Below are 18,573 nucleotides of genomic sequence, written 5' to 3' on the forward strand. Positions count from 1 at the left end.
CGAGGAACCACAACATGACCACCCCCGCCCATCCTGACCAGACACCTTCCCTGGCCAGCCGCCCGGCATCCTCACTGGCCTCGCGCCCTCTGGGCGTGGCCGCCATCGGCTACGCCTTCATGGGGAAGGCACACTCGAATGCGTGGCGGAACGTGGCCAGTTTCTTCGACGTCCCGGCCTTCGAGCAGAAAGTGCTCGTGGGCCGGGACGCCACCCAGGTAGCTGAAGCCGCAGCCAAGTACGGTTGGGCCGAGTCCTCCACCGACTGGCGTTCCGTGATCGAACGGGACGACATCCACATCGTCGATATCTGCGCCCCCGGCTGGATGCACGCCGAAATCGCCTCCGCCGCGCTGGCTGCGGGCAAGCATGTCCTTGTTGAGAAGCCGCTCGCCAACACCATTGCCGAAGCCGAAGCCATGACGGCAGCTGCCGCAGAGGCTCGCGAGCGCGGCGTGCAGTCCATGATCGGCTTCAACTACCGCCGCGTCCCGGCCCTGGCGCTGGCCCGCGAACTGATCGCCGAAGGACGTCTCGGTACCGTCCGGCACGTCCGCGCCGCTTACCTGCAGGACTGGCTCTCCGACGCGGAATCCCCCATGACGTGGCGGCTCCGCAAGGAAACCGCCGGCTCGGGTGCGCTGGGTGACATCGCCTCCCACGCCATCGATCAGGTCCTGTTCCTCCTGGGCGATACCGTCACCGAGGTCTCCGGCCGCCTGCACACCTTCGTGGACCGCCGGCCCGGACCGGACGGCCCGGAAGATGTAACAGTCGACGACGCCGCCTGGGCCACGCTGACCCTCGCCTCCGGAGCAATCGCCTCTGTGGAAGTGTCCCGCGTGGCAACGGGGCAGAAGAACTCGCTCAAGCTCGAAATCTACGGCGACAAGGGCACCATCCTCTTCGATCTCGAAGCCCTGAACGAACTCGGATTCCTGGACGCCACCGTGCCAGTCCGTGAGCAGGGTTTCCGGCGGATCCTGGTCAACGAGCCAGAGCACCCCTACCTTGAGGCGTGGTGGCCGCAGGGTCACATCATCGGCTGGGAGCACACCTTCACGCACCAAATCCGGGACTTCCTGACTGCCATCGCCTCCGGCGAGGCTCCGTCGCCGTCGTTTGAAGAAGGCCTGAAGGTCCAGCACATCCTCGCGGCCGTAGAAGAATCCGCGGCAGCCAAAAGCTCACTGATCCAACTGCACACCACATCCACTGAAGGAGCCTGACATGCCCCGCCCGTACACCCTGTTCACCGGCCAGTGGGCCGACCTCCCCTTCGAGGAAGTCGCCAAGCTTGCCTCGGGCTGGGGCTACGACGGCCTGGAAATCGCCGTCTCCGGAGACCACCTGGACGCCTGGCGCTGGGACGAACCCGGCTACGTCGAATCCAAACTCGCCGTGCTGGAGAAGTACAACTTGAAGGTCTGGGCAATCTCCAACCACCTCAAGGGCCAAGCCGTGTGCGATGACCCCATCGACTTCCGCCACGAAGCGATCGTCGGATCCAAGGTCTGGGGCGACGGGGACCCCGAAGGCGTCCGTCAACGCGCCGCCGAGGAAATGAAGCACACAGCCCGCCTTGCCCGCGCGTTGGGCGTAGACACCGTGGTCGGGTTCACCGGCTCCTCCATCTGGCAATACGTCGCCATGTTCCCGCCCGTCCCGGAGAAAGTCATCGAGGCCGGCTACCAGGACTTCGCCGACCGCTGGAACCCCATCCTGGACGTCTTCGACGAATGCGGGGTCCGTTTCGCCCACGAAGTCCACCCTTCCGAGATCGCCTACGACTACTGGACCACCGTCCGCACCCTCGAAGCGATCGGCCACCGGCCCGCGTTCGGCCTGAACTGGGACCCCTCCCACTTCATGTGGCAAGGCATCGACCCAGTCTCCTTCATCTGGGACTTCAAGGACCGGATCTACCACGTGGACTGCAAGGACACCAAGCTCCGCCCCACCGGCCGCAACACCGTCATGGGCTCCCACTTGCCCTGGGGCGACCCGCGCCGCGGCTGGGACTTCGTCTCCGCCGGACGCGGTGACGTGCCCTGGGAATCGTCCTTCCGCGCCCTGACCGCAATCGGCTATGACGGACCCATCTCCGTGGAATGGGAAGACGCCGGCATGGACCGCCTCCACGGCGCCCCCGAAGCTCTTGCGGCCCTGAAGAAGTTCGACTTCCCCGCCTCGCAGACCAGCTTCGACGCCGCCTTCAGCAGCAAGGACTAGGCAAGGACCGACGTGATCCGCGCCCTTCAATCCGGCCAGCGCTGTGAGGTGCGGATCGCGTCGGTGACCGGCGAGGCTGAGCTGCTCTACAGCTCCGACCGTGTGCTGTTTGAAGCTCCCAACTGGACCCTCAACGGCGCCGCACTCGTCCTCAACGGGGACGGGAAGTTGTGGACGCTGGACGTGTCCGGTGGTGAGCCCGGGGAGGTCCCCCTCGACGGCATTCCCAAGCTGAACAACGACCACGTCCTGGCACCCGACGGCACCAGCATCTTCCTCTCCGCCAACGATGGCCATATCTACCGTGCTGTGCTGGAAGGCGGACCTGCCACGCGCATCACCGAGGACGACGACTCCTTCCATTTCCTCCACGGCGTTAGCCCGGACGGCAAGGAACTCGCCTACGTCGCTATCGAGGCGGGCGACTTCACGCAGCCCGGCAGGCTGATGACCATAGCGTCCGACGGCGGCGCTAGCGCCCGCGTTGATGTCGGATCCGGCCACTGCGACGGTCCGGAGTACTCACCGGATGGCAGGTGGCTCTACCTCAATACAGAGTCCTTCAGCTCCCTTCCGGGCCACGCCCAGCTTGCCCGTGTGCAGGTGGACGGCCGTGGATTCGAGCAGCTTCTCAGCTCAGAAACCGTCGACTGGTTCCCGCACCTTTCCCCTGATGGCCGCTACGCCACGTTCATTCGGTTCCCCAGCGGTACTGTTGGCCACCCCGCCGACTTGCCGGTCGCCGTCGTCCTTGTTTCGACCGAGGACTGGACCACTCCCCTCCATACATGGCCACTCTTCGGCGGCCAAGGTACCCTCAACGTCAACAGCTGGTCGCCGGATTCCGAGCGCTTTGCGTTTGTGGCGTACCCGCTCACTGACTCGACAAAGGATTAGCACGTGACCCTCAGCAATGGCACCTCCGACGGAACGATCCGCTGGGGCATCCTCGGCACCGGATTCATCGCGGGGCTGCAAACGCAGGACCTGAACGAGAACGGCTTTGCTGTGCAGGCTGTTGGTTCACGCTCACTGGACTCGAGCAAGGCGTTCGCCGAGCAGTACGGAGTGGCCACCGCTCACGGCAGCTATGAAGATTTGGTGGCTGACCCGATGGTTGACGTGGTCTACATCGCCACGCCCCACCCCTTCCACCACGCGAACGCCCTGTTGGCGTTGAATGCGGGCAAGCACGTGCTGGTGGAGAAGGCGTTCACCATGAACGCGCGCCAAGCACAGGACGTCGTTGAGCTCGCAGAGTCCAAGGGGCTCGTGGCACTGGAAGCCATGTGGACCCGCTTCCTTCCGCACATGGTCCGCCTCCGCGAACTCATCGCTGCCGGTGCCATTGGTGAGGTCCGCAAGGTGGTGGCCAGCCACAACCAGAGCCTCCCGAAAGACCCGGCCCACCGGCTGAACGATCCTGCCCTGGGCGGTGGAGCCCTGCTGGACCTGGGCATCTATCCGATTTCCTTCGCGTTCGACATCCTGGGTACTCCGTCCGCTGTGCGGGCGAGTGCCTCCATGACCGCAACGGGCGTGGATCGCCAAACTGCAGCCATCTTTGACTACCCGGACGGGCAGCAGGCATTGGTGGACTGTGAACTCGACGCAGCCAGCGCCAACCGCGCCATGGTCATCGGAACCGAAGGCTGGATCGACATCGAGTCCACTTGGTACAACCCGGTGCCTTTCACCGTTTTCGGTGTTGATGGTGAAGTGGTGAAACGATACGAGCAGCCCGTCAACAGCCGGGGAATGCAGTACCAGGCAGCCGAGCTGGAACGCCTCGTCCGCGCTGGCGAGACAGCGGGCACCATCCTGCCGCCTAGTGAGACCGTGGCCATCATGGCGGCCATGGATGAAATCCGTCGGCAGATCGGGCTGAGCTACGAGTCTGACGCTGTCCTGGAAGGAACCGACAATGACTGATTCCCCGCGCCACGCCGAACTCCGCCAGCTGGAGGAAGAGCTGGTCTTCGCCAGCTTCGACAACCACGACGCCTGGCGGCTCGGCTCGCTGATCGCCAACCACGCCATTGCTTCCGATTTCGGGGTGGCGATCGACATCCGCCGGCACAACCTCGTGCTCTTCCGTTGCGTCCTCCCGGGAGCAACGTCTGACCAGGAAGAGTGGATCCGCCGGAAGTCGGCCGCGGTTCTGCGGTTTGAGCACAGCACAGCCTTGCTGTCCGAGCAGTTTTCGGCGCGCAGTCACAGCCCCCTCGGCGGGGGCTGGCTCGCGCATGAGGACTACACCTTGGCCGGCGGTTCGTTCCCCATTCGGGTCCGCGGCGCAGGCGTGATCGGGGCGATCACGGTATCCGGACTGACCTCGGATGAGGACCACCAATTGGTAGTGGATGGGATCCGGAACTACTTGAAGACGGTGGGCGCTTAGGCACGGGATCGACAGCGGCGTTCACCTTTTGCCGCGACACCCACCCAGATCCATTGGACGATTTCATGGGGTGCATTGGTGAATCTGATGCCGTCCCACCTGCGAGGCACACAGACTTCCTCACGGGCCAAGGGAGGAGACAAAGCCCCCGGCGAGAAGCCCCCAGACGGCTTGGCAGCGATTTCGAAACAGCTTGACGGAAGATTCGTTATCGGCGTTCGATCCGTGCCGCATTAGATGGGTGAAAGCCGCGCCTGATTTCTACCGGCTCAGCTTGAAGAGCAGGAGAAACAGATTCTGGATCTTCACGACCCTCGACTTCGGCTTGATCAATCCATGAGCCAACAGGCTGAAGGCCGCCAGTTGCTCGAGTGCAAGCTGCTCTTCACCGCCGGCGCTTTCCTGGGGTTGATGCATCCCAGGATTCCGAATGGCCAATCTCTTTGATTGCCCATTCCCGGTTCAACTTGCCCATGGGTCAATACTGCCTTCTCACACCAGCTAGACGTAGTAGGTCCCAATGGACGCTCTGCGCCCGGACTCCGGCAGGCAAAAACTGTTCATTGGAGCATCCGCATATCGCCGAGGGCGGTCAGGAAGTCCCCCCGGGTCCGCCGCGAGCCGGCCCGGACAGACCGACGGCTCGAGATTCGTCTGGTCCGACGTTCGGCGCCCGCAAATAGATCTGTCGTATCCGGACGGCGATTCCCTCGCCCGATGCGAAGCGCATCAGCGGCAGTATCCGACGCACTCTCGTCCGGCTGTCCAGCTCGTCGCCCACTTCGCAAGAGTGCGCCGTGAGCAGCTCTGACCTTCTCCCGCAATTCATCGTCCAAAATTAGGTGTCGAACGGCCACCACTCCACCGTTCGCGCTCTCGATCCTTTGCAGCGCCTCGAGCGAAACCTCTCCTGTTCTCTGATAAGCATTCTGAGCCGCAACGCTGGCGCGGGTTAGCTCGCTAAGGGCCTCGTTGACCTTAAGCAGGTGATCGAGTTCGAAAGCCTCACGTCGATCCTGATAGAACTGGCTGCGCATCGCCGACATCTTCCTGGTCTCTTCACCCCGAGCTCTCTGGGACTTGAATGACTCCACCAGCAGAGTACTGAGAACACCAAGGAGAAACGCAGCAACCGGCCAGATTTGCTCGAAGGTCATGCCCTGATTCTAGGTAGCGAAAAGCAATTGATTCAGGTGGACCCACGCAGGGTAGGCAATCGATCACGAATAGGACTTTCGAATGTTGCTCGCCACCAGCACCAGCTGAGAATTACGCCTCTGTCTTCAGACCAGAGCCCGTTCCTGGAATAGGGCGGTCATAGCGACCGCCTCACCGACGCAGCCGATCCCATGGTCGACGCCGCCGACCTCGGTGGGACGAACGGACCGTCAGCAGCTTGCCAAGGACTCGCCCGAAACGAACTAACCTAGCATCACGCCGTAGTCGGCTGCCGAGCGGCGCAGATGCCACTGAGTGATCAATTCAAGGACTCATCCTTGGCAGTGACAATTGAAGGACCGGGTTGGAAAGGCTTCGGCCGCAGCGCGCCTCGGTGTCCCGCCGAAAACCCAGTCGCAATCCGGACAGCCCCCACCTCCTTCCAGCATGCTCGGTCTTTGCCGGTCCTTCCATGGGCGGGGCGTGGGCCATGCGAGGCGGACGTGATGTTTTCCGGACCACCATCCGTAGCTCAGCACCCGCGTGACGCCTAAGTCAGGCCCAGGGAGCTCTGCTATCCGAAAGCCTGGCATGTCGGGCACGGGAGTAGTAAGGATCTGGCGTGGAGCAGCTCCGAGTCCCACTCCTAACGCTTTGCCCGAAGCTTCCTTCGCCGTCCAAATCTCCGTTAGGCGACTTTCTTCACTGATCGCAACCTCGAAACGCTCCTCGGGTGATAGTGCCCATGCGAGGTCGGCCGCTGCTTCCCTAAACAGCCGGCGCTCGACATCAACACCTATCAAGGTGGTGGCTACTGCAAGGACGGTTACATCGCTGGTATGGGACACCGAGTAACATTTGTCGCCATGTCGTAAAGGGAAAACCCGTTCCGAACTGCGGTAGTGACCAAGCGCTTCAGGACCCAAGACTTCTTGGATGAGCCGTGAGGTGTCCCCGGCCATCGTGCTTATCGTGTAGAGCGAAGCTGCGGGAGGTGCGGCGCCATGCCGGATTCCGAGCGGAGTATTCCGCCGATTTGATGTATGCACATGCAGTATTCTAAATTGATGCATGTACATCAAAGGAACTCGCATGAAGCCCAGCCGTGACCTCGGCGCCTTCGCCGAGGACAAGTTCAGAAAGGAGCACCATGATCGCAACAGCGCTGAAGGGCGGCCCCGAAACCTTTCACCTGGCGTTGTCAACAGATCGCCTCAGAGAGGGACCCGAGGCGAGTATTAGCGGCGGCTTTCAAAGAAGCTTTGGAACATACCGCGCCACGAAGAACCCGCAGCTTCTCTTGGAATGCTTCAAGGTCATCAGCCAGGGCGGCGTGGCTGCGCTCGTGCCGACTTCGGCGTCTGATGCTTACCTGGATACGATTGCGACCCAGGTCGAGCAATTCGCCCGAGCGCACTTGGTCTCTTCTGGCCCCGAGGCCGGAGGGATCCTCGCGCTTCCCACCTCCGGCTCAACGGGATCTCCCAAACTCGTAGCTATTCCAGCCAGAGGCATCGCTCAGTTCCTCGATTGGGGCAAGAACTACTTTGATTTCAGTAGCTCAGCAGTGTCGCTCAGCCTGAGCCCTTGGAATTTCGATGTCTCATTATTGGACACTTGGGCGGTACTGGCAGCAGGCGGGACGGTCGTCCCCGTAGAGTCTTCACGGTTGCACGACACCAAGTATCTGGCGGGCCTACTGCGGCAACAACAGCCAACTTTCGTCCAAGTTGTACCCTCCACCCTTGACGCGCTGATCAAGGCAGCCGGTGATGATGTCTGCGGATCAGTCCGTAACGTTGTGCTCACGGGTGGAGTGGCCTCCCGAGCCACCCGTGCAGTAGCTGCACGGCTATTTCCCGCAGCGACCTTTCATAACGTCTACGGCGCAACTGAGGTCAATGACTGCCTGATTGCGACGATGTCGGCTCAGCAGTTCGCCTCATCGGAGACCCTTCCCCTGGGGATCCCCCTTGCTGGCTGTGAGATCTTTCTGAGGGCAAACGGTGTAGTTCAACCGGTAACGCCATTGATGGAGGACGGCGAGGGTGAACTGTTGGTCCGCGCACCGTGGATGGCGCTGGGTTACATCACCGAGGGCGAGCTGCAACCCCTGCCGCGCACCCAGGTCGATGCTTACGGCGCTCTCTACCCGATGAAAGACAGGGCCATTTCGGCCGCGGGATGTTTAGAGTACCTAGGGCGCAGCGATCGAACGGTCAAGCTGCGAGGCCAGCGCATCAATCTTGACGAGATTGAACATGCCGCACGTCAGACGGATCTGACGGCAATGACCTGCGCATGGCTCGATGAATCCACATCGACGCAGCAACTGCATCTTGCCTACACCTCACTTGAGCGCGGTACAGCGCCGGCGTCCGGACTTCAGCTCCGGATGAAGATGAGCCAGCTCCTTCCCGCTTTTTCCATGCCCAACCATCTGCATCCCTTTGACCGCCCGTTCCCGCTCAACGGGAACGGCAAGCCAGACCTGCCCGCAATCAAGACCCTAATAGAGAGCAAATAGGACATGTCCACAGTCACGGAAGTCAAGCAATACATTGTCGACAAATTCGCCACCGACATCGCCCCGGACGAATTGCCCTCGGACATTGATCTGCTGTCAACCGGGATCCTGACCAGCGTAACCACGGTCCAACTGCTCGGCTGGTGCGCGAGGACTTACAGGATCCCCATTAACTCCATTTCCATCAACCCTGAGGACCTGAAAACCCCCGATGGCATCGCGGGTTTCATCGAGTCAAACCGTACTGACGCAATCGCTTAACCCGAAGAGGAAATTCACCATGTTCACCCGGTCAAAGAATGAAATCACTCCCGTCGAATGGGGTAACGGGACCAGCCATCGTCTGCTGGTTGAAGCGGACAACATGGGCTTCGCGGTCGCCCACACCGTTGTCAGAGCAGGCACTGAGTCCAGGCTGGAATACCGCCGAAACCTCGAGGCTTGCTATTGCATTCGTGGCTCCGGCAACATCGAGGACACCGAGGGCAACCGCTTCGAGATCGTCCCCGGTGTCGTCTACGCCCTGGACGGCAACGAACCGCACTACCTGCGCGCATCCGAGGGAGAAGACCTCGAACTCGTCAGCATCTTCAACCCGCCGATCCGCGGAGATGAGAAGCACACTCTCAGCGACAGCGGATTCAGTACCTACTAAGGAATCGGCAATGACAACAACGATGACGAACACACGATGGTCCGGCTTCATTGAAGCGCTTGGTGCCACAGGCAGCGATGATGCTGAACACCGCAGCGATGGTCTTGCCTTTGATGCATGGGCACGGTTGTCCGAGAGCGGAGTCTTCGCGACCCTGGCCGAGGCCGACACAGAGCATGTCGGACTGAAAACGGCTGTCGGCCGCATGCGCGAACTAGGACGAACAAGCCCGGACCGTGGGCTGACATTCTCGGCGGTAACTCAACTGGCCAGCACAATTTACTGCCTGCGCTCCTTCGCGGACCGCGACCTCCAGGAACGTTATCTTCCGGCGGCCGAGGCCGGAACCGCCATCAGCGGCCACGCGATCTCCGAAGCTGAGGCGGGCTCCGACGTGATGAACATGTCCACTACCGCGACCCGGAACGGTGACCACTACGTCCTAACGGGAACGAAGCGATTTATCACGAACGCCCCGGTGGCCTCGACGCTGGTGGTTTACGCCAAAACCGTTGAGGAGGATGGCGCTGACAAGGGCCTTTCAGCTTTCCTTGTGGAGACGTCGTGGCAGGGAATGGACACCACCGGCGCCATGCCAACAGCGGGGCTGCGGACCTCACCCATTGGTACGGTCAGCATGGACCATGTGAGGGTGCCTGTAGGGAACAGGATTGGCCACACCGGCGCCGGATTGCTCATCCTCGATCAGGTCATGAAACGTGAAATCCTCCTTGCCTTCGCCGCAAACCTCGGAGAGATGGAACAAGTCGTGGCCGATGCCGTGCGGTATGTCAACGAACGTAAACAGTTCGGTGTCACGATCGGAAGCAACCAGCTGGTGGCAAACCGCATTGTTGAAACACAGATCGCCATCGAGCTCGGCGGAGCTCTACTGAACTCAATAACTGACCGCCTTGATGGGTTCGAGGACGTGACGATTCCCATTGCCGCGGCCAAGATCTTCATCAGCGAGGCCAACGTCCAATCCGTGATCAATGCACTTCAGGTTCACGGTGGAAACGGGTATCTCAGGACCTCTCCACTTGCCACTCATCTTCTAGATGCGGTACCAGGGGCGATCTATTCAGGTTCGAACGACCTGCTGCGCACGAAGATCGCCACCCTGCTGGGAGTGGCAACATGAGTCGTATCGACCCGCTCCTGACCAACTCAACCCAAGTCTTCGACTTCGAGAACCCTGCAGTCTTAAAGTTCATCAAGGACTCCGGCTGCTACGTGGAGCCAAATATCGCCAAAGCGATCGAAAGGCTCCACGATGAGGTCCGCGACACCATTGACTACAACGTATTCAACGTCTCCCTCCACCCAGGGCTCACCGCCTCCGAAGTTATTTCCGAATCTTCGGGTTTCTGCCTGCATAAAAGCATTCTCTTCGTCGCAGGCTGCCGGAAGCTGGGGGTGCCGGCGCTGCTGTGCTCGGACGTCGTGACCAATCACGTTGCCGATGCCGCGATGCTCGAACTTGTCGGCGGCGAAGAGTTCCTGCACTGGTACGCGCGGATCTATCTCAACGGGCGATGGATCAAGGCGGCTCCAATCTTCAACAGTCTGTTGTGCATGATTTACGGCATTGACGTCCTGCGCTTCAACCCCGTCGGGGACTCCATTGAGCAACGCAACGGCAGCAGCTCGAAGATGATCTACAGCGGCCAGCAGCACTCTTACCCGAATCCATCGATGGATGAACTAATCCAGGTCATCCGGGACAAGCACCCAAGAATGGTTAGCGACACCGGACGGACCCCGGCTTCCCACACTCTGACCGGGGCGAAAATCGCCAACTAGAAAGGCCGAACAACATGTGGAAATACGACGGCTGGGAATCCGATTTCAAACTCGGGATTTTGACGCCACACGCGGACGTTGGCCCCGAAGCGGAAGCCCAAGCAATGCTCTCCGGCCTTCGGGCAACTGTCCACGGTGCACGGGCTGACTTCAGCCCGATGCATCCGGGAGGAACCATTGACGAAAAAATTGCACACGATCCAGTCCTGAGGTTCATCCATCCAGAGGTAATCGACCGCACCGTTCAGAGCCTGTCTCACTCACCCCTGGACGCGATCGGACTGGCATTCACCAGTTCTTCATTCAAAATCGGTGCGGAACGGGAGCAGGGGCTGCTTGCACGGCTGGCCACCGTCAGCCACGGAATCAGACTGGAAACTACTGGTACAGCGGCTACCGCAGCCATAAGACACCTTGGCTTGACCTCGATCGCCGTCATGGCGCCATCCTGGTTCGATGATCAGCTCTGCCGTGAGGGGGCTGCTTACTTCGTAGACCAGGGAATAGACGTGATTTCCGCGACACCGAGCGGCCCGGTCGGAGGTCCTCGAGCAATCACAGCGGAGGCCACGGCGCATGCGGTCAAGGAACTTGTCGATACAACCGGCGCGCAAGCGGTGTTCATAGCCGGCAATGGGCAGCGGGCCATTGGTGCGATCGACCACCTCGAACGCCATCTCGGCATCACAGTGTTGACGGCAAATCAGGTCCTCCTGTGGGCAACTCTGGCTGGTACCAACCTGCAAAACAAGGTCACGGGCTACGGGCGGCTCTTCACGGAAGGGTGACCGAGGAACCCCTATATGATATGATTACATGCATGTACATGGATTCTTCTTCTGATTCGCCGGGGGGGGTCCGTACGCGCGACCTCAGCGCAGACTGGTGCCAGGTTGCCGCGGTAGTGGCTGCGGTAGACACTACCCTCGGTAAGTGGCTCGCGGAAAACTACGGTATCGGCCTTACCGAGTACCGCGCAGCACTCCTCCTCGGCAGGGCCTCGGGCAAAGAGCTGCGAATCACGGAGCTTGCACACAGGGTCGGCCTAACTCAGAGCTCAGTGACTCGACTGGTGGGTCGCATGGAGAGCAAGCATCTGGTCGTCCGCGACACCTGTCCCGACGATGGGAGGGGTGTCTATGCAGTTATAACTGACCGGGGGCTGGATGCCATCAAGGAAATCCGCGAGCCCTACGAGGCCAAGATCTGTGAACTGCTGCAGAATGCAGCAAAGCATTACCCGCAACTCGACATTGTGGACTTGGACCACACCTTCGAAACGATCGGTAAGTTGATTTCCTGATCTCGAACCCTGCGGGGTTTTTTAATCCGATACATGTATGCACATGCAGATTTATGATGTGGAACAACAAAGAAAGAGAGACCGTTCCGATGAGCACAAAGGTAGATGTCTTCGTGGACTATGTCTGTCCATTCTGCTTCCTGGCCGAGGACGCGATTGAGGAACTGAAACGAGATCGTGATGTCGAGGTGCGGATCCGTCCGTTCGAGTTGAGGCCCACCCCGGTCCCCACACTACGACCGGAGGACGACTACCTGCCGCGCATCTGGAATGCCTCGGTCTACCCGATGGCCAACCGTGTAGGAGTTCCCATTGGGCTCCCTTCGATCTCTCCACAGCCGCGGACGGAGAAAGCGTTCATGGTGTTGCAACTGGCGCAGGAAGCGGGCAAGGCGGAGGTGTACTCCAACGCCATGTATAGAGCGTTCTTCCAGGACGATCGTGACATAGGTGATGATGCTGTCATTACTGACGTCGCCGTTTCTGTTGGACTCCCCAAAGCTGAGGTGGAAGCGGCGCTGAACAGCGACGAACGCCGCGCCAGACACCGCGCCGATCAGGATCATGCAGTGAACACTGTGGGGATCACTTCAGTGCCGGGAATCATGATCGAAGGAATCCTGCTTAGCGGCGTTCCCGATGCTGACCGACTGAAGAGGGCGGTTGACAGCTTTGCCGGACTTATCGCTGACGTTCCGGGGGTTCAGTCATGAAGACCTATCCTCCAGAGCTGCTGAAAGTAATGGAGGAAGCTGTCGCGCGCTGCGTTACCCACGTTGAGGCCGGCGGATTGCCCTTCGTGGGAGTAGTCGTTGATGACAAGCGCGTCATTTCGACGTTTGGCGTCAATCAGGTTCGGGAGACCCGTGATCCGACCGCGCACGCCGAAATTGTCGCAATGCGGGACGCAATGTCGGTTCAGGGACGCACGGACCTGACCGGGGCAGTGCTGTTGGCAACGGGCGAGCCGTGCGGGCTTTGTTACCGGTTCGCGATCGACCACGGCATCGAAACCATCTACGTCGCCATCGACCGCGACACAGTGGCCGAGTGGGGCTTCGACTATCGCTCCAGCTACTCGTCACTGGAGGTATCCGATGAACGTCGCGCCGGGCTTTACCATCCACTCCCCGTCGAGCATGGCAACGAGCCATTCATACGCCATCTGCATACGCCAGGACTCACCGAGCGCAAAGATCTGCGCTCACACGACCACTTGAACTGAAAGGAACACCATCATGAACTGGCTCTACCTGGGCATCGCCGTCATCTTCGAGGTTGCCGTCGGCATCCTAGCCGGAAAAGCACAAGGCTTTACCAAACTCTGGTGGACGATCGCCACTCTCATCAGCGGCGCAATCGCTACTTTCTTCCTCAGCCTTGCCCTCCTGACGTTCGACGTTGGAGTGGGATACGCGATCTGGACCAGCGTCGCAGGCGTCGGGATTGTCATCATCGGCGCCCTTTTCCTCTCCCAGCGCCTGACTTGGAAGAAATTTATCGGCATCGCCGTCGTCATCGCCGGTGTCGTAGGGCTGAACCTCAGCGCCGCCGCCTGATCCCCACTCCCCACATCCTGAAAGGACTCCTAACATGACCACCACAACAGGCACTTCAAACAGTTCGGCAAAGATTGCAGCCGAGAAGAAAACAGGCCCATGGGCAGCCCTGCTGCTAGCCGGAGTATTCGAGGTCGGCTACGCACTCAGCGTGAACGGAAGCGAGGGGTTTACCAATCTCACATGGTCTCTGATTGCAATTGTGTTCTTCCTCTTCACCCTCTTCTTCCTCAGCGTGGCCCTAAAGAAAATCGACGTTGGGATCGGCTACGCAGTCTGGGCAGGGATCGGCGCAGTGGGGGCCGCACTTCTGGGCCCTGTTTTCTTCGACGAAACTCTGACCTTGACCAAGGCGTTCTGGCTGGCAGTCATCATCGGGGGTGTCGTCTGGCTCAAACTCGCCGACAGCCCCGCGCTCGAAGCCAGGAAGCAAACCACCGGGAAAACCACTCCTGAACCAACTCGGTAACGAAGAGAATTCCCCCTCGACCCACGGCGTGCTCGGCACTCCAGCCGCTGCGGACGGGCTTCAGTCAGCAAATTCAATGCTGTCACTGACTCTATCCATCAGAAATCAAATCACGGTGGAAAATGTCGTTCCCTACGCAAATTTACATTCCGCGCTGTCCGTCCTACGAGTCCTTAGTGGCCCTCATATAGACACGCCACTGCTCACAGTCAATGAAACGGGCCTTGTACCCACCGCTGCAGCGGTATCGGCCTCCGCAGAAACCCTAGGAATTCACAATGCTAAATGACTACACAGACATTTCTGATGAAGTGCGATCCGCCCTTTCTGAGGACAGACCCGTCGTGGCGATGGAGACTTCAGTTGTCTCCGGGGGGAAGTATCCAACCAATTTCTCCTCCGCCCAGGACGTCGATGACGCCATCCACGCAGCCGGAGCGGCACCGGCACGCGTCGCTCTCATCGATGGTCGGATCAAGCTAGGCCTAACGCCAGGAGAACTCGAACGTCTCGCACAGGAAAACTCCCCTCGTAAAGTCGGCACCCGCGACATTGCCGCGGCCCTCTCAACGAAGCTGACCGCCGGCACAACCGTCTCATCCAGCCTGATTGTGGCGGCCAGCGCCGGCATTAAGGTCTTCAGCGTCGCAGGAATTGGAGGCGTCCACCGAGGAGCCGAAACCTCCCTGGACATCTCCACTGATCTTGAGGAATTGGCACGGCAACAGATTGCTGTTGTCTGTGCCGGAGCCAAATCACTCCTGGACCCGGCACTCACCCTCGAGTATCTGGAAACCAAAGGCATTCCAGTGGTCGGACTGGGAACGCGGATGTTCCCGAACTACTATGGAGTCTCCTCCGGGCAGGAGGTCCCCTGGACATTAGATAGCGTCGATGAAGTGGCCAAATTCATCGACCTGCATCTGTCGTTGAACCTTCCCGGAGGCGTCCTCGTCACCAAGCCCATTGCTGACGAAGCTGCCCTACCGCCGGAAATACTCAATGACGCAGTCGAGGCAGCATTGGCCCAAGCGCGGGAACAGGGCGTCAAAGGTCAGGCCCTGACCCCCGTGGTGCTGTCCGCCATCTCAACGGCAACCGACGGGGCAAGCGTGGACGCTAACAGGGCCGTTCTCGTCTCAACAGCAGCGGCCGCTGCGGAAATAGCAAACAGTCTGCAGGTTGGGGTTCTCAGTGGCAGTCATATTTGATCTTGACGGAACCCTGCTGGATACCCCACAGGGAATCATCCAAGTAGTGAACTTGACTGCAGGACAACTCAGCCTTGCTGCCCCATCAGACACGGCCGTTCGCGCCATGATCGGCAAACCTCTCCAAGAGATGTTCATCTCCTTCGGCTGGCCAGCCTCCACGTCCAAACAATCCCTCGCTACTTTCCGATCCCTGTTCTCCGAACACGTCGTAAGCATGGCCCCATCCCTGGTCTTTCAAGGAATAAGGCGCTCCCTCGAAGCTCTTACATCGGACCATCGCCTCGCTGTCGCCACCAGCAAAGTCCTCCAGAGCGCCGAAGAAATACTCACAGCAGCGGGGATCCGCGAGTACTTCGACGTCGTGCTCGGCGCTGACAGCGTCCCCAACCCCAAACCAGCTCCTGACATGGCTCTGCTTGTCGCAAGCCGCCTCAGCGTCACCCCAGATTCATGCACTGTTATAGGAGATTCTGTCCATGACATGAAGATGGCCGTCTCCGCAGGAATGACCGGTGTTGGAGTGACCTGGGGTGTCGACACGCCTCACGATTTATCCGTAGCAGGCGCTTCTCTTATCTGGGATGACCCCACCAAAATTCCCAGTTCCCTTCTCCCCAGCCACTTCACCACTAAGGAAGTCTGACCTTGTCTACGACTAGCACGCCTGTCGAAAAGCGAACGGGCGTACAAACCCTGACCCTCATCGTGTTATCGATTGCACAGTTCATCATCGCCCTGGACTACTCCATCGTTTATGTCGCACTACCCAGCATCGGAACCGAGCTGGCAATGAACGATGCATCACTCCAGTGGGTGGTCAGCTCCTACGCACTTCTCTTCGCCGGGCTCCTTCTCCTCGGCGGACGAATCGTTGATAAATTCGGCGGCAAGAGTATCTTCATCGGATCCGTCCTGCTTTTTGGGCTCGCCAGCCTCTTAGGCGGTATCGCCGATAACGCCACCCTCCTCCTTCTCGCCAGAGCGCTCCAAGGCATTGCCGCCTCAGCGTTACTGCCCTCTGTTCTTGCCCTGCTCAGCCAGTCCTTTCCCGGCGGTAAACTGCGCAGCGATGCCTACGCCATATGGGGCGCGGTGGGAGCTTCAGGCCTGGCCGCGGGCGTCGTTTTGGGCGGACTGCTAACCACGCTGTCCTGGCGATGGACCTTCCTGATCAATATCCCGCTCGTTGTCATCTGCGTGATCGGTGCCGTTAAGACCTTCCGCAGTAGGAACCCCCAGACAGAACCCACCACCATTCCTATGATGTCCAGCATCGCCGGAACTTCCGCCATACTCTTTGTCGTACTGACCCTCACTCTCCTGGCGGACCCAGAAACATCAGCGGGGCTCTTCTGGTTAGTGGCTGCCCTGGCCGTCCTCGCCGTCCTGGCATTCCTGTTCAACGAACGCCGCTCCGGCTCACCACTCATAGAGAGGCCACTGCGTAAATTACGTGCATTGAGAGCAGGCACAATCGCTGCAGCTCTCTACATGGCCAGTGTCGGCACCGAGTTTTTCCTGGTAACCCTCTATCTCCAGGAACAACGAGGCTACTCAGCCCTCGCCGCCGGTATTGCTTTCCTCCCCCTCGCAGCCATGGTTACCGTTGGCAATGTGGTTGCCGGCAAGCTCATCGTCAGCAACAGTGTCCAACGCGTCCTTGGTCTGGGTTTCGCAATTTCAGCCGGGGGACTGCTACTGCTCGCAGTTTCCCTCGGAATCGACAACTTTTGGTTAGGACTATTGCCAGGATTCCTCTTGAGCGGCTTCGGTCACGGGCTCATCTACACCGCGATGTTCGTGCTCGGCACCTCTGACGCTCCGCAAGAGAGCCAAGGCTCCGCTGGCTCGCTGATCACGACATCTCAATACGTAGCGGGCGGCATAAGCCTTGCCTTGCTCGTACTCGTCATAGCTTTGACAGGTCCCCAGCTTGGCTATCCGCTGGCATTCGGCATAAACGCAGCCTTTGCCCTGATAGGTGTTGTCTTGGCACTCACCCTTAAGGATCGCTCCATTGCCACCTAACAACACCCCGGAAACCCCCGAAGGACAACACGACCGATACCGGGTAGGGATCGTTGTGGTCGACAACGATCCAGTTCCGGAAATGGAGATCAACCGACTGGCACCGCCGGGGGTATCCATACATGTCAGCCGATTCAGGCTTCCTCGGGAAACCGGAGAAGAGTTTCTCGGCGACAAGGCCCCCACGCAACAGCCAGGAGCGCACCTCGTTGCCGCCTTAGAAACACTCAACCGAATCGGAGTTGACGCTGTCGGTCTCTGCTTTACCAGCAGCAGCATCTTCGACCCGGAAACTTTCGACAAAGCCTTCATTGACGCTGCGCTGCAGATCAACGGAGATTGGAACATTGCCACAGCAGCACGAGCAATCATTTCTGACATGGAACGTAAGGGTGCCAACAGCCCTTACATCGTTGTGCCGCCGTGGTTCACAAGTCCGACCGTCGACGCCCTGATGTCCTATCTGAAGCTCTACGGCATAGGATCTCCCGGATTTCACCAGCACGAGTTAGGGCCGGCATGGGACGCCTACCCGCGCCAAGATCGGTTCGACCTAGGAGCAAAATGGGAAATTCAGCCTCGCCAGCTAGTCGAGGATCTGCACTCCCGGAACCTGATGGGCGCTGACTCCGTACTCATTCCGGGCAGCGGATTCCCCAGTCTGGACCTCCTCAGCAGAAACCCAGCCCAGCCCCCGCTCCCCCTTTTCAGCGCCAACAAATCTCTCCTAAACGAGCTCCTCCACCAAGCAAATTAGGGAACGAAAGGGAACCAAAAATGCTGCACTCAACAACGGCAGATCGGGCCGCCTCCGACACCGGAATGGTCATCTCAAGCCACCACAAAACCGGCTACACCGTAGCCGAAGTGCGCGTCCCAAAAAATACGACCGCCGAGATATCACTATTACCCGGTACATCTTTTTACTGTCTTAACGGGAAAGGATGGGCATCTCTCCGGGAAGGCGAGGTCCGGTACGCTCTGGCGCCAGGTGTTGTACTCACTCCAACGAACGGCGAGAAAACCCTGTTACTGGAGGCAAACCAGCCTATTGAAATCCTCCACATCACCTACTCAGGGGCCGATTCGCCCTGGGCCATGTAGCACGCGACGGGTCGATCAATCATTCATCAGGGCGACTAAGCATCGGCTATACCACCGTTCATGCCCAACCCGAACGCTTGCTTTTTCACCGGTCCTGCCGGGACCTTCAACAAATCC

General features: G+C 59.7%; 24 protein-coding genes. 21 read left to right on the forward strand and 3 right to left on the reverse strand.

Annotation, left to right across the window (positions count from 1 at the left end; all coding sequences use genetic code 11):
* Positions 1 to 14 precede the first annotated feature (14 nt).
* The 5 genes from AC0J5Z_RS20380 to AC0J5Z_RS20400 are packed head-to-tail and all read left to right on the forward strand — an operon-like array spanning position 15 to position 4,633.
* A complete protein-coding gene (locus AC0J5Z_RS20380) occupies positions 15 to 1,229 on the forward strand; it encodes a Gfo/Idh/MocA family protein (protein WP_475035989.1) in 1,215 nt (404 codons plus the stop codon).
* 1 nt (position 1,230) lies between these two features.
* Positions 1,231 to 2,232 (forward strand): sugar phosphate isomerase/epimerase family protein, encoded by a 1,002-nt coding sequence (locus AC0J5Z_RS20385; protein WP_475035992.1) that lies wholly within the window; start codon positions 1,231 to 1,233, stop codon positions 2,230 to 2,232.
* A gap of 12 nt (positions 2,233 to 2,244) precedes the next feature.
* Positions 2,245 to 3,129, forward strand: a complete 885-nt coding sequence (locus AC0J5Z_RS20390) for a TolB family protein (RefSeq protein WP_475035994.1) — start codon at positions 2,245 to 2,247, stop codon at positions 3,127 to 3,129.
* A gap of 3 nt (positions 3,130 to 3,132) precedes the next feature.
* A complete protein-coding gene (locus AC0J5Z_RS20395; protein ID WP_475035996.1) occupies positions 3,133 to 4,164 on the forward strand; it encodes a Gfo/Idh/MocA family protein in 1,032 nt (343 codons plus the stop codon).
* The gene (locus AC0J5Z_RS20400) at positions 4,157 to 4,633 is read left to right on the forward strand and encodes a heme-degrading domain-containing protein (RefSeq protein WP_475035998.1); all 477 of its coding nucleotides are present in this window, start codon (positions 4,157 to 4,159) and stop codon (positions 4,631 to 4,633) included. The genes AC0J5Z_RS20395 and AC0J5Z_RS20400 overlap by 8 nt, the downstream gene beginning before the upstream one ends.
* A 261-nt stretch (positions 4,634 to 4,894) precedes the next feature.
* Here the strand turns inward: AC0J5Z_RS20400 and AC0J5Z_RS20405 are convergent, their stop codons facing one another.
* From AC0J5Z_RS20405 to AC0J5Z_RS20415, 3 genes are all read right to left on the reverse strand, one after another.
* A complete protein-coding gene (locus tag AC0J5Z_RS20405) occupies positions 4,895 to 5,050 on the reverse strand; it encodes a hypothetical protein (RefSeq protein WP_475036000.1) in 156 nt (51 codons plus the stop codon).
* Positions 5,051 to 5,193: 143 nt separating this feature from the next.
* Positions 5,194 to 5,790 carry a hypothetical protein gene (locus AC0J5Z_RS20410; RefSeq protein WP_475036001.1) on the reverse strand — a complete coding sequence of 199 codons (597 nt, stop codon included), beginning with the start codon at positions 5,788 to 5,790 and terminating at the stop codon, positions 5,194 to 5,196.
* A 333-nt stretch (positions 5,791 to 6,123) separates the two neighbouring features.
* Positions 6,124 to 6,885, reverse strand: a complete 762-nt coding sequence (locus AC0J5Z_RS20415) for a 4'-phosphopantetheinyl transferase family protein (RefSeq protein WP_475036003.1) — start codon at positions 6,883 to 6,885, stop codon at positions 6,124 to 6,126.
* Between the two features lie 56 nt (positions 6,886 to 6,941).
* On the opposite strand from AC0J5Z_RS20415, the gene AC0J5Z_RS20420 reads away from it, so the two are divergent.
* The 16 genes from AC0J5Z_RS20420 to AC0J5Z_RS20495 all read left to right on the forward strand — a co-directional run bounded on the left by AC0J5Z_RS20420 (position 6,942) and on the right by AC0J5Z_RS20495 (position 18,456).
* Positions 6,942 to 8,318 carry an AMP-binding protein gene (locus tag AC0J5Z_RS20420; protein ID WP_475036005.1) on the forward strand — a complete coding sequence of 459 codons (1,377 nt, stop codon included), beginning with the start codon at positions 6,942 to 6,944 and terminating at the stop codon, positions 8,316 to 8,318.
* Between the two features lie 3 nt (positions 8,319 to 8,321).
* Positions 8,322 to 8,579 carry a hypothetical protein gene (locus AC0J5Z_RS20425; protein WP_475036007.1) on the forward strand — a complete coding sequence of 86 codons (258 nt, stop codon included), beginning with the start codon at positions 8,322 to 8,324 and terminating at the stop codon, positions 8,577 to 8,579.
* Between the two features lie 19 nt (positions 8,580 to 8,598).
* Complete coding sequence (locus AC0J5Z_RS20430) at positions 8,599 to 8,973, forward strand: ectoine synthase (protein WP_475036009.1); 375 nt, start codon at positions 8,599 to 8,601, stop codon at positions 8,971 to 8,973.
* A 10-nt stretch (positions 8,974 to 8,983) separates the two neighbouring features.
* The gene (locus AC0J5Z_RS20435; protein ID WP_475036012.1) at positions 8,984 to 10,117 is read left to right on the forward strand and encodes an acyl-CoA dehydrogenase family protein; all 1,134 of its coding nucleotides are present in this window, start codon (positions 8,984 to 8,986) and stop codon (positions 10,115 to 10,117) included.
* Positions 10,114 to 10,779 (forward strand): transglutaminase-like domain-containing protein, encoded by a 666-nt coding sequence (locus AC0J5Z_RS20440; RefSeq protein WP_475036014.1) that lies wholly within the window; start codon positions 10,114 to 10,116, stop codon positions 10,777 to 10,779. The genes AC0J5Z_RS20435 and AC0J5Z_RS20440 overlap by 4 nt, the downstream gene beginning before the upstream one ends.
* A 14-nt stretch (positions 10,780 to 10,793) precedes the next feature.
* Positions 10,794 to 11,567: a maleate cis-trans isomerase family protein gene (locus AC0J5Z_RS20445; protein WP_475036016.1), complete on the forward strand. Its 774-nt coding sequence runs from the start codon at positions 10,794 to 10,796 to the stop codon at positions 11,565 to 11,567.
* A 32-nt stretch (positions 11,568 to 11,599) separates the two neighbouring features.
* Complete coding sequence (locus tag AC0J5Z_RS20450) at positions 11,600 to 12,082, forward strand: MarR family winged helix-turn-helix transcriptional regulator (protein ID WP_475036018.1); 483 nt, start codon at positions 11,600 to 11,602, stop codon at positions 12,080 to 12,082.
* A gap of 89 nt (positions 12,083 to 12,171) precedes the next feature.
* Positions 12,172 to 12,795: a DsbA family oxidoreductase gene (locus AC0J5Z_RS20455; RefSeq protein ID WP_475036020.1), complete on the forward strand. Its 624-nt coding sequence runs from the start codon at positions 12,172 to 12,174 to the stop codon at positions 12,793 to 12,795.
* The gene (locus tag AC0J5Z_RS20460; protein WP_475036023.1) at positions 12,792 to 13,307 is read left to right on the forward strand and encodes a nucleoside deaminase; all 516 of its coding nucleotides are present in this window, start codon (positions 12,792 to 12,794) and stop codon (positions 13,305 to 13,307) included. Before AC0J5Z_RS20455 ends, AC0J5Z_RS20460 begins: the two co-directional genes overlap by 4 nt.
* A 13-nt stretch (positions 13,308 to 13,320) precedes the next feature.
* Complete coding sequence (locus AC0J5Z_RS20465; RefSeq protein WP_283532125.1) at positions 13,321 to 13,641, forward strand: DMT family transporter; 321 nt, start codon at positions 13,321 to 13,323, stop codon at positions 13,639 to 13,641.
* Positions 13,642 to 13,675: 34 nt separating this feature from the next.
* Positions 13,676 to 14,110 carry a DMT family transporter gene (locus tag AC0J5Z_RS20470; RefSeq protein ID WP_475036024.1) on the forward strand — a complete coding sequence of 145 codons (435 nt, stop codon included), beginning with the start codon at positions 13,676 to 13,678 and terminating at the stop codon, positions 14,108 to 14,110.
* 278 nt (positions 14,111 to 14,388) lie between these two features.
* Positions 14,389 to 15,321 carry a pseudouridine-5'-phosphate glycosidase gene (locus AC0J5Z_RS20475; RefSeq protein ID WP_475036026.1) on the forward strand — a complete coding sequence of 311 codons (933 nt, stop codon included), beginning with the start codon at positions 14,389 to 14,391 and terminating at the stop codon, positions 15,319 to 15,321.
* A complete protein-coding gene (locus AC0J5Z_RS20480; RefSeq protein WP_475036027.1) occupies positions 15,305 to 15,967 on the forward strand; it encodes an HAD family hydrolase in 663 nt (220 codons plus the stop codon). Before AC0J5Z_RS20475 ends, AC0J5Z_RS20480 begins: the two co-directional genes overlap by 17 nt.
* A gap of 2 nt (positions 15,968 to 15,969) precedes the next feature.
* Positions 15,970 to 17,352 carry an MFS transporter gene (locus AC0J5Z_RS20485; RefSeq protein WP_475036029.1) on the forward strand — a complete coding sequence of 461 codons (1,383 nt, stop codon included), beginning with the start codon at positions 15,970 to 15,972 and terminating at the stop codon, positions 17,350 to 17,352.
* 55 nt (positions 17,353 to 17,407) lie between these two features.
* Entirely contained in the window at positions 17,408 to 18,109 is a 702-nt protein-coding gene (locus AC0J5Z_RS20490; RefSeq protein WP_475036032.1) for a hypothetical protein, read from the forward strand.
* A 20-nt stretch (positions 18,110 to 18,129) separates the two neighbouring features.
* On the forward strand, positions 18,130 to 18,456 hold the full coding sequence (locus tag AC0J5Z_RS20495) for a hypothetical protein (protein ID WP_475036034.1): 327 nt from the start codon (positions 18,130 to 18,132) through the stop codon (positions 18,454 to 18,456).
* Positions 18,457 to 18,573 lie beyond the last annotated feature (117 nt).

The organism is Paenarthrobacter sp. TRD_SC_7 (genome assembly GCF_056156245.1).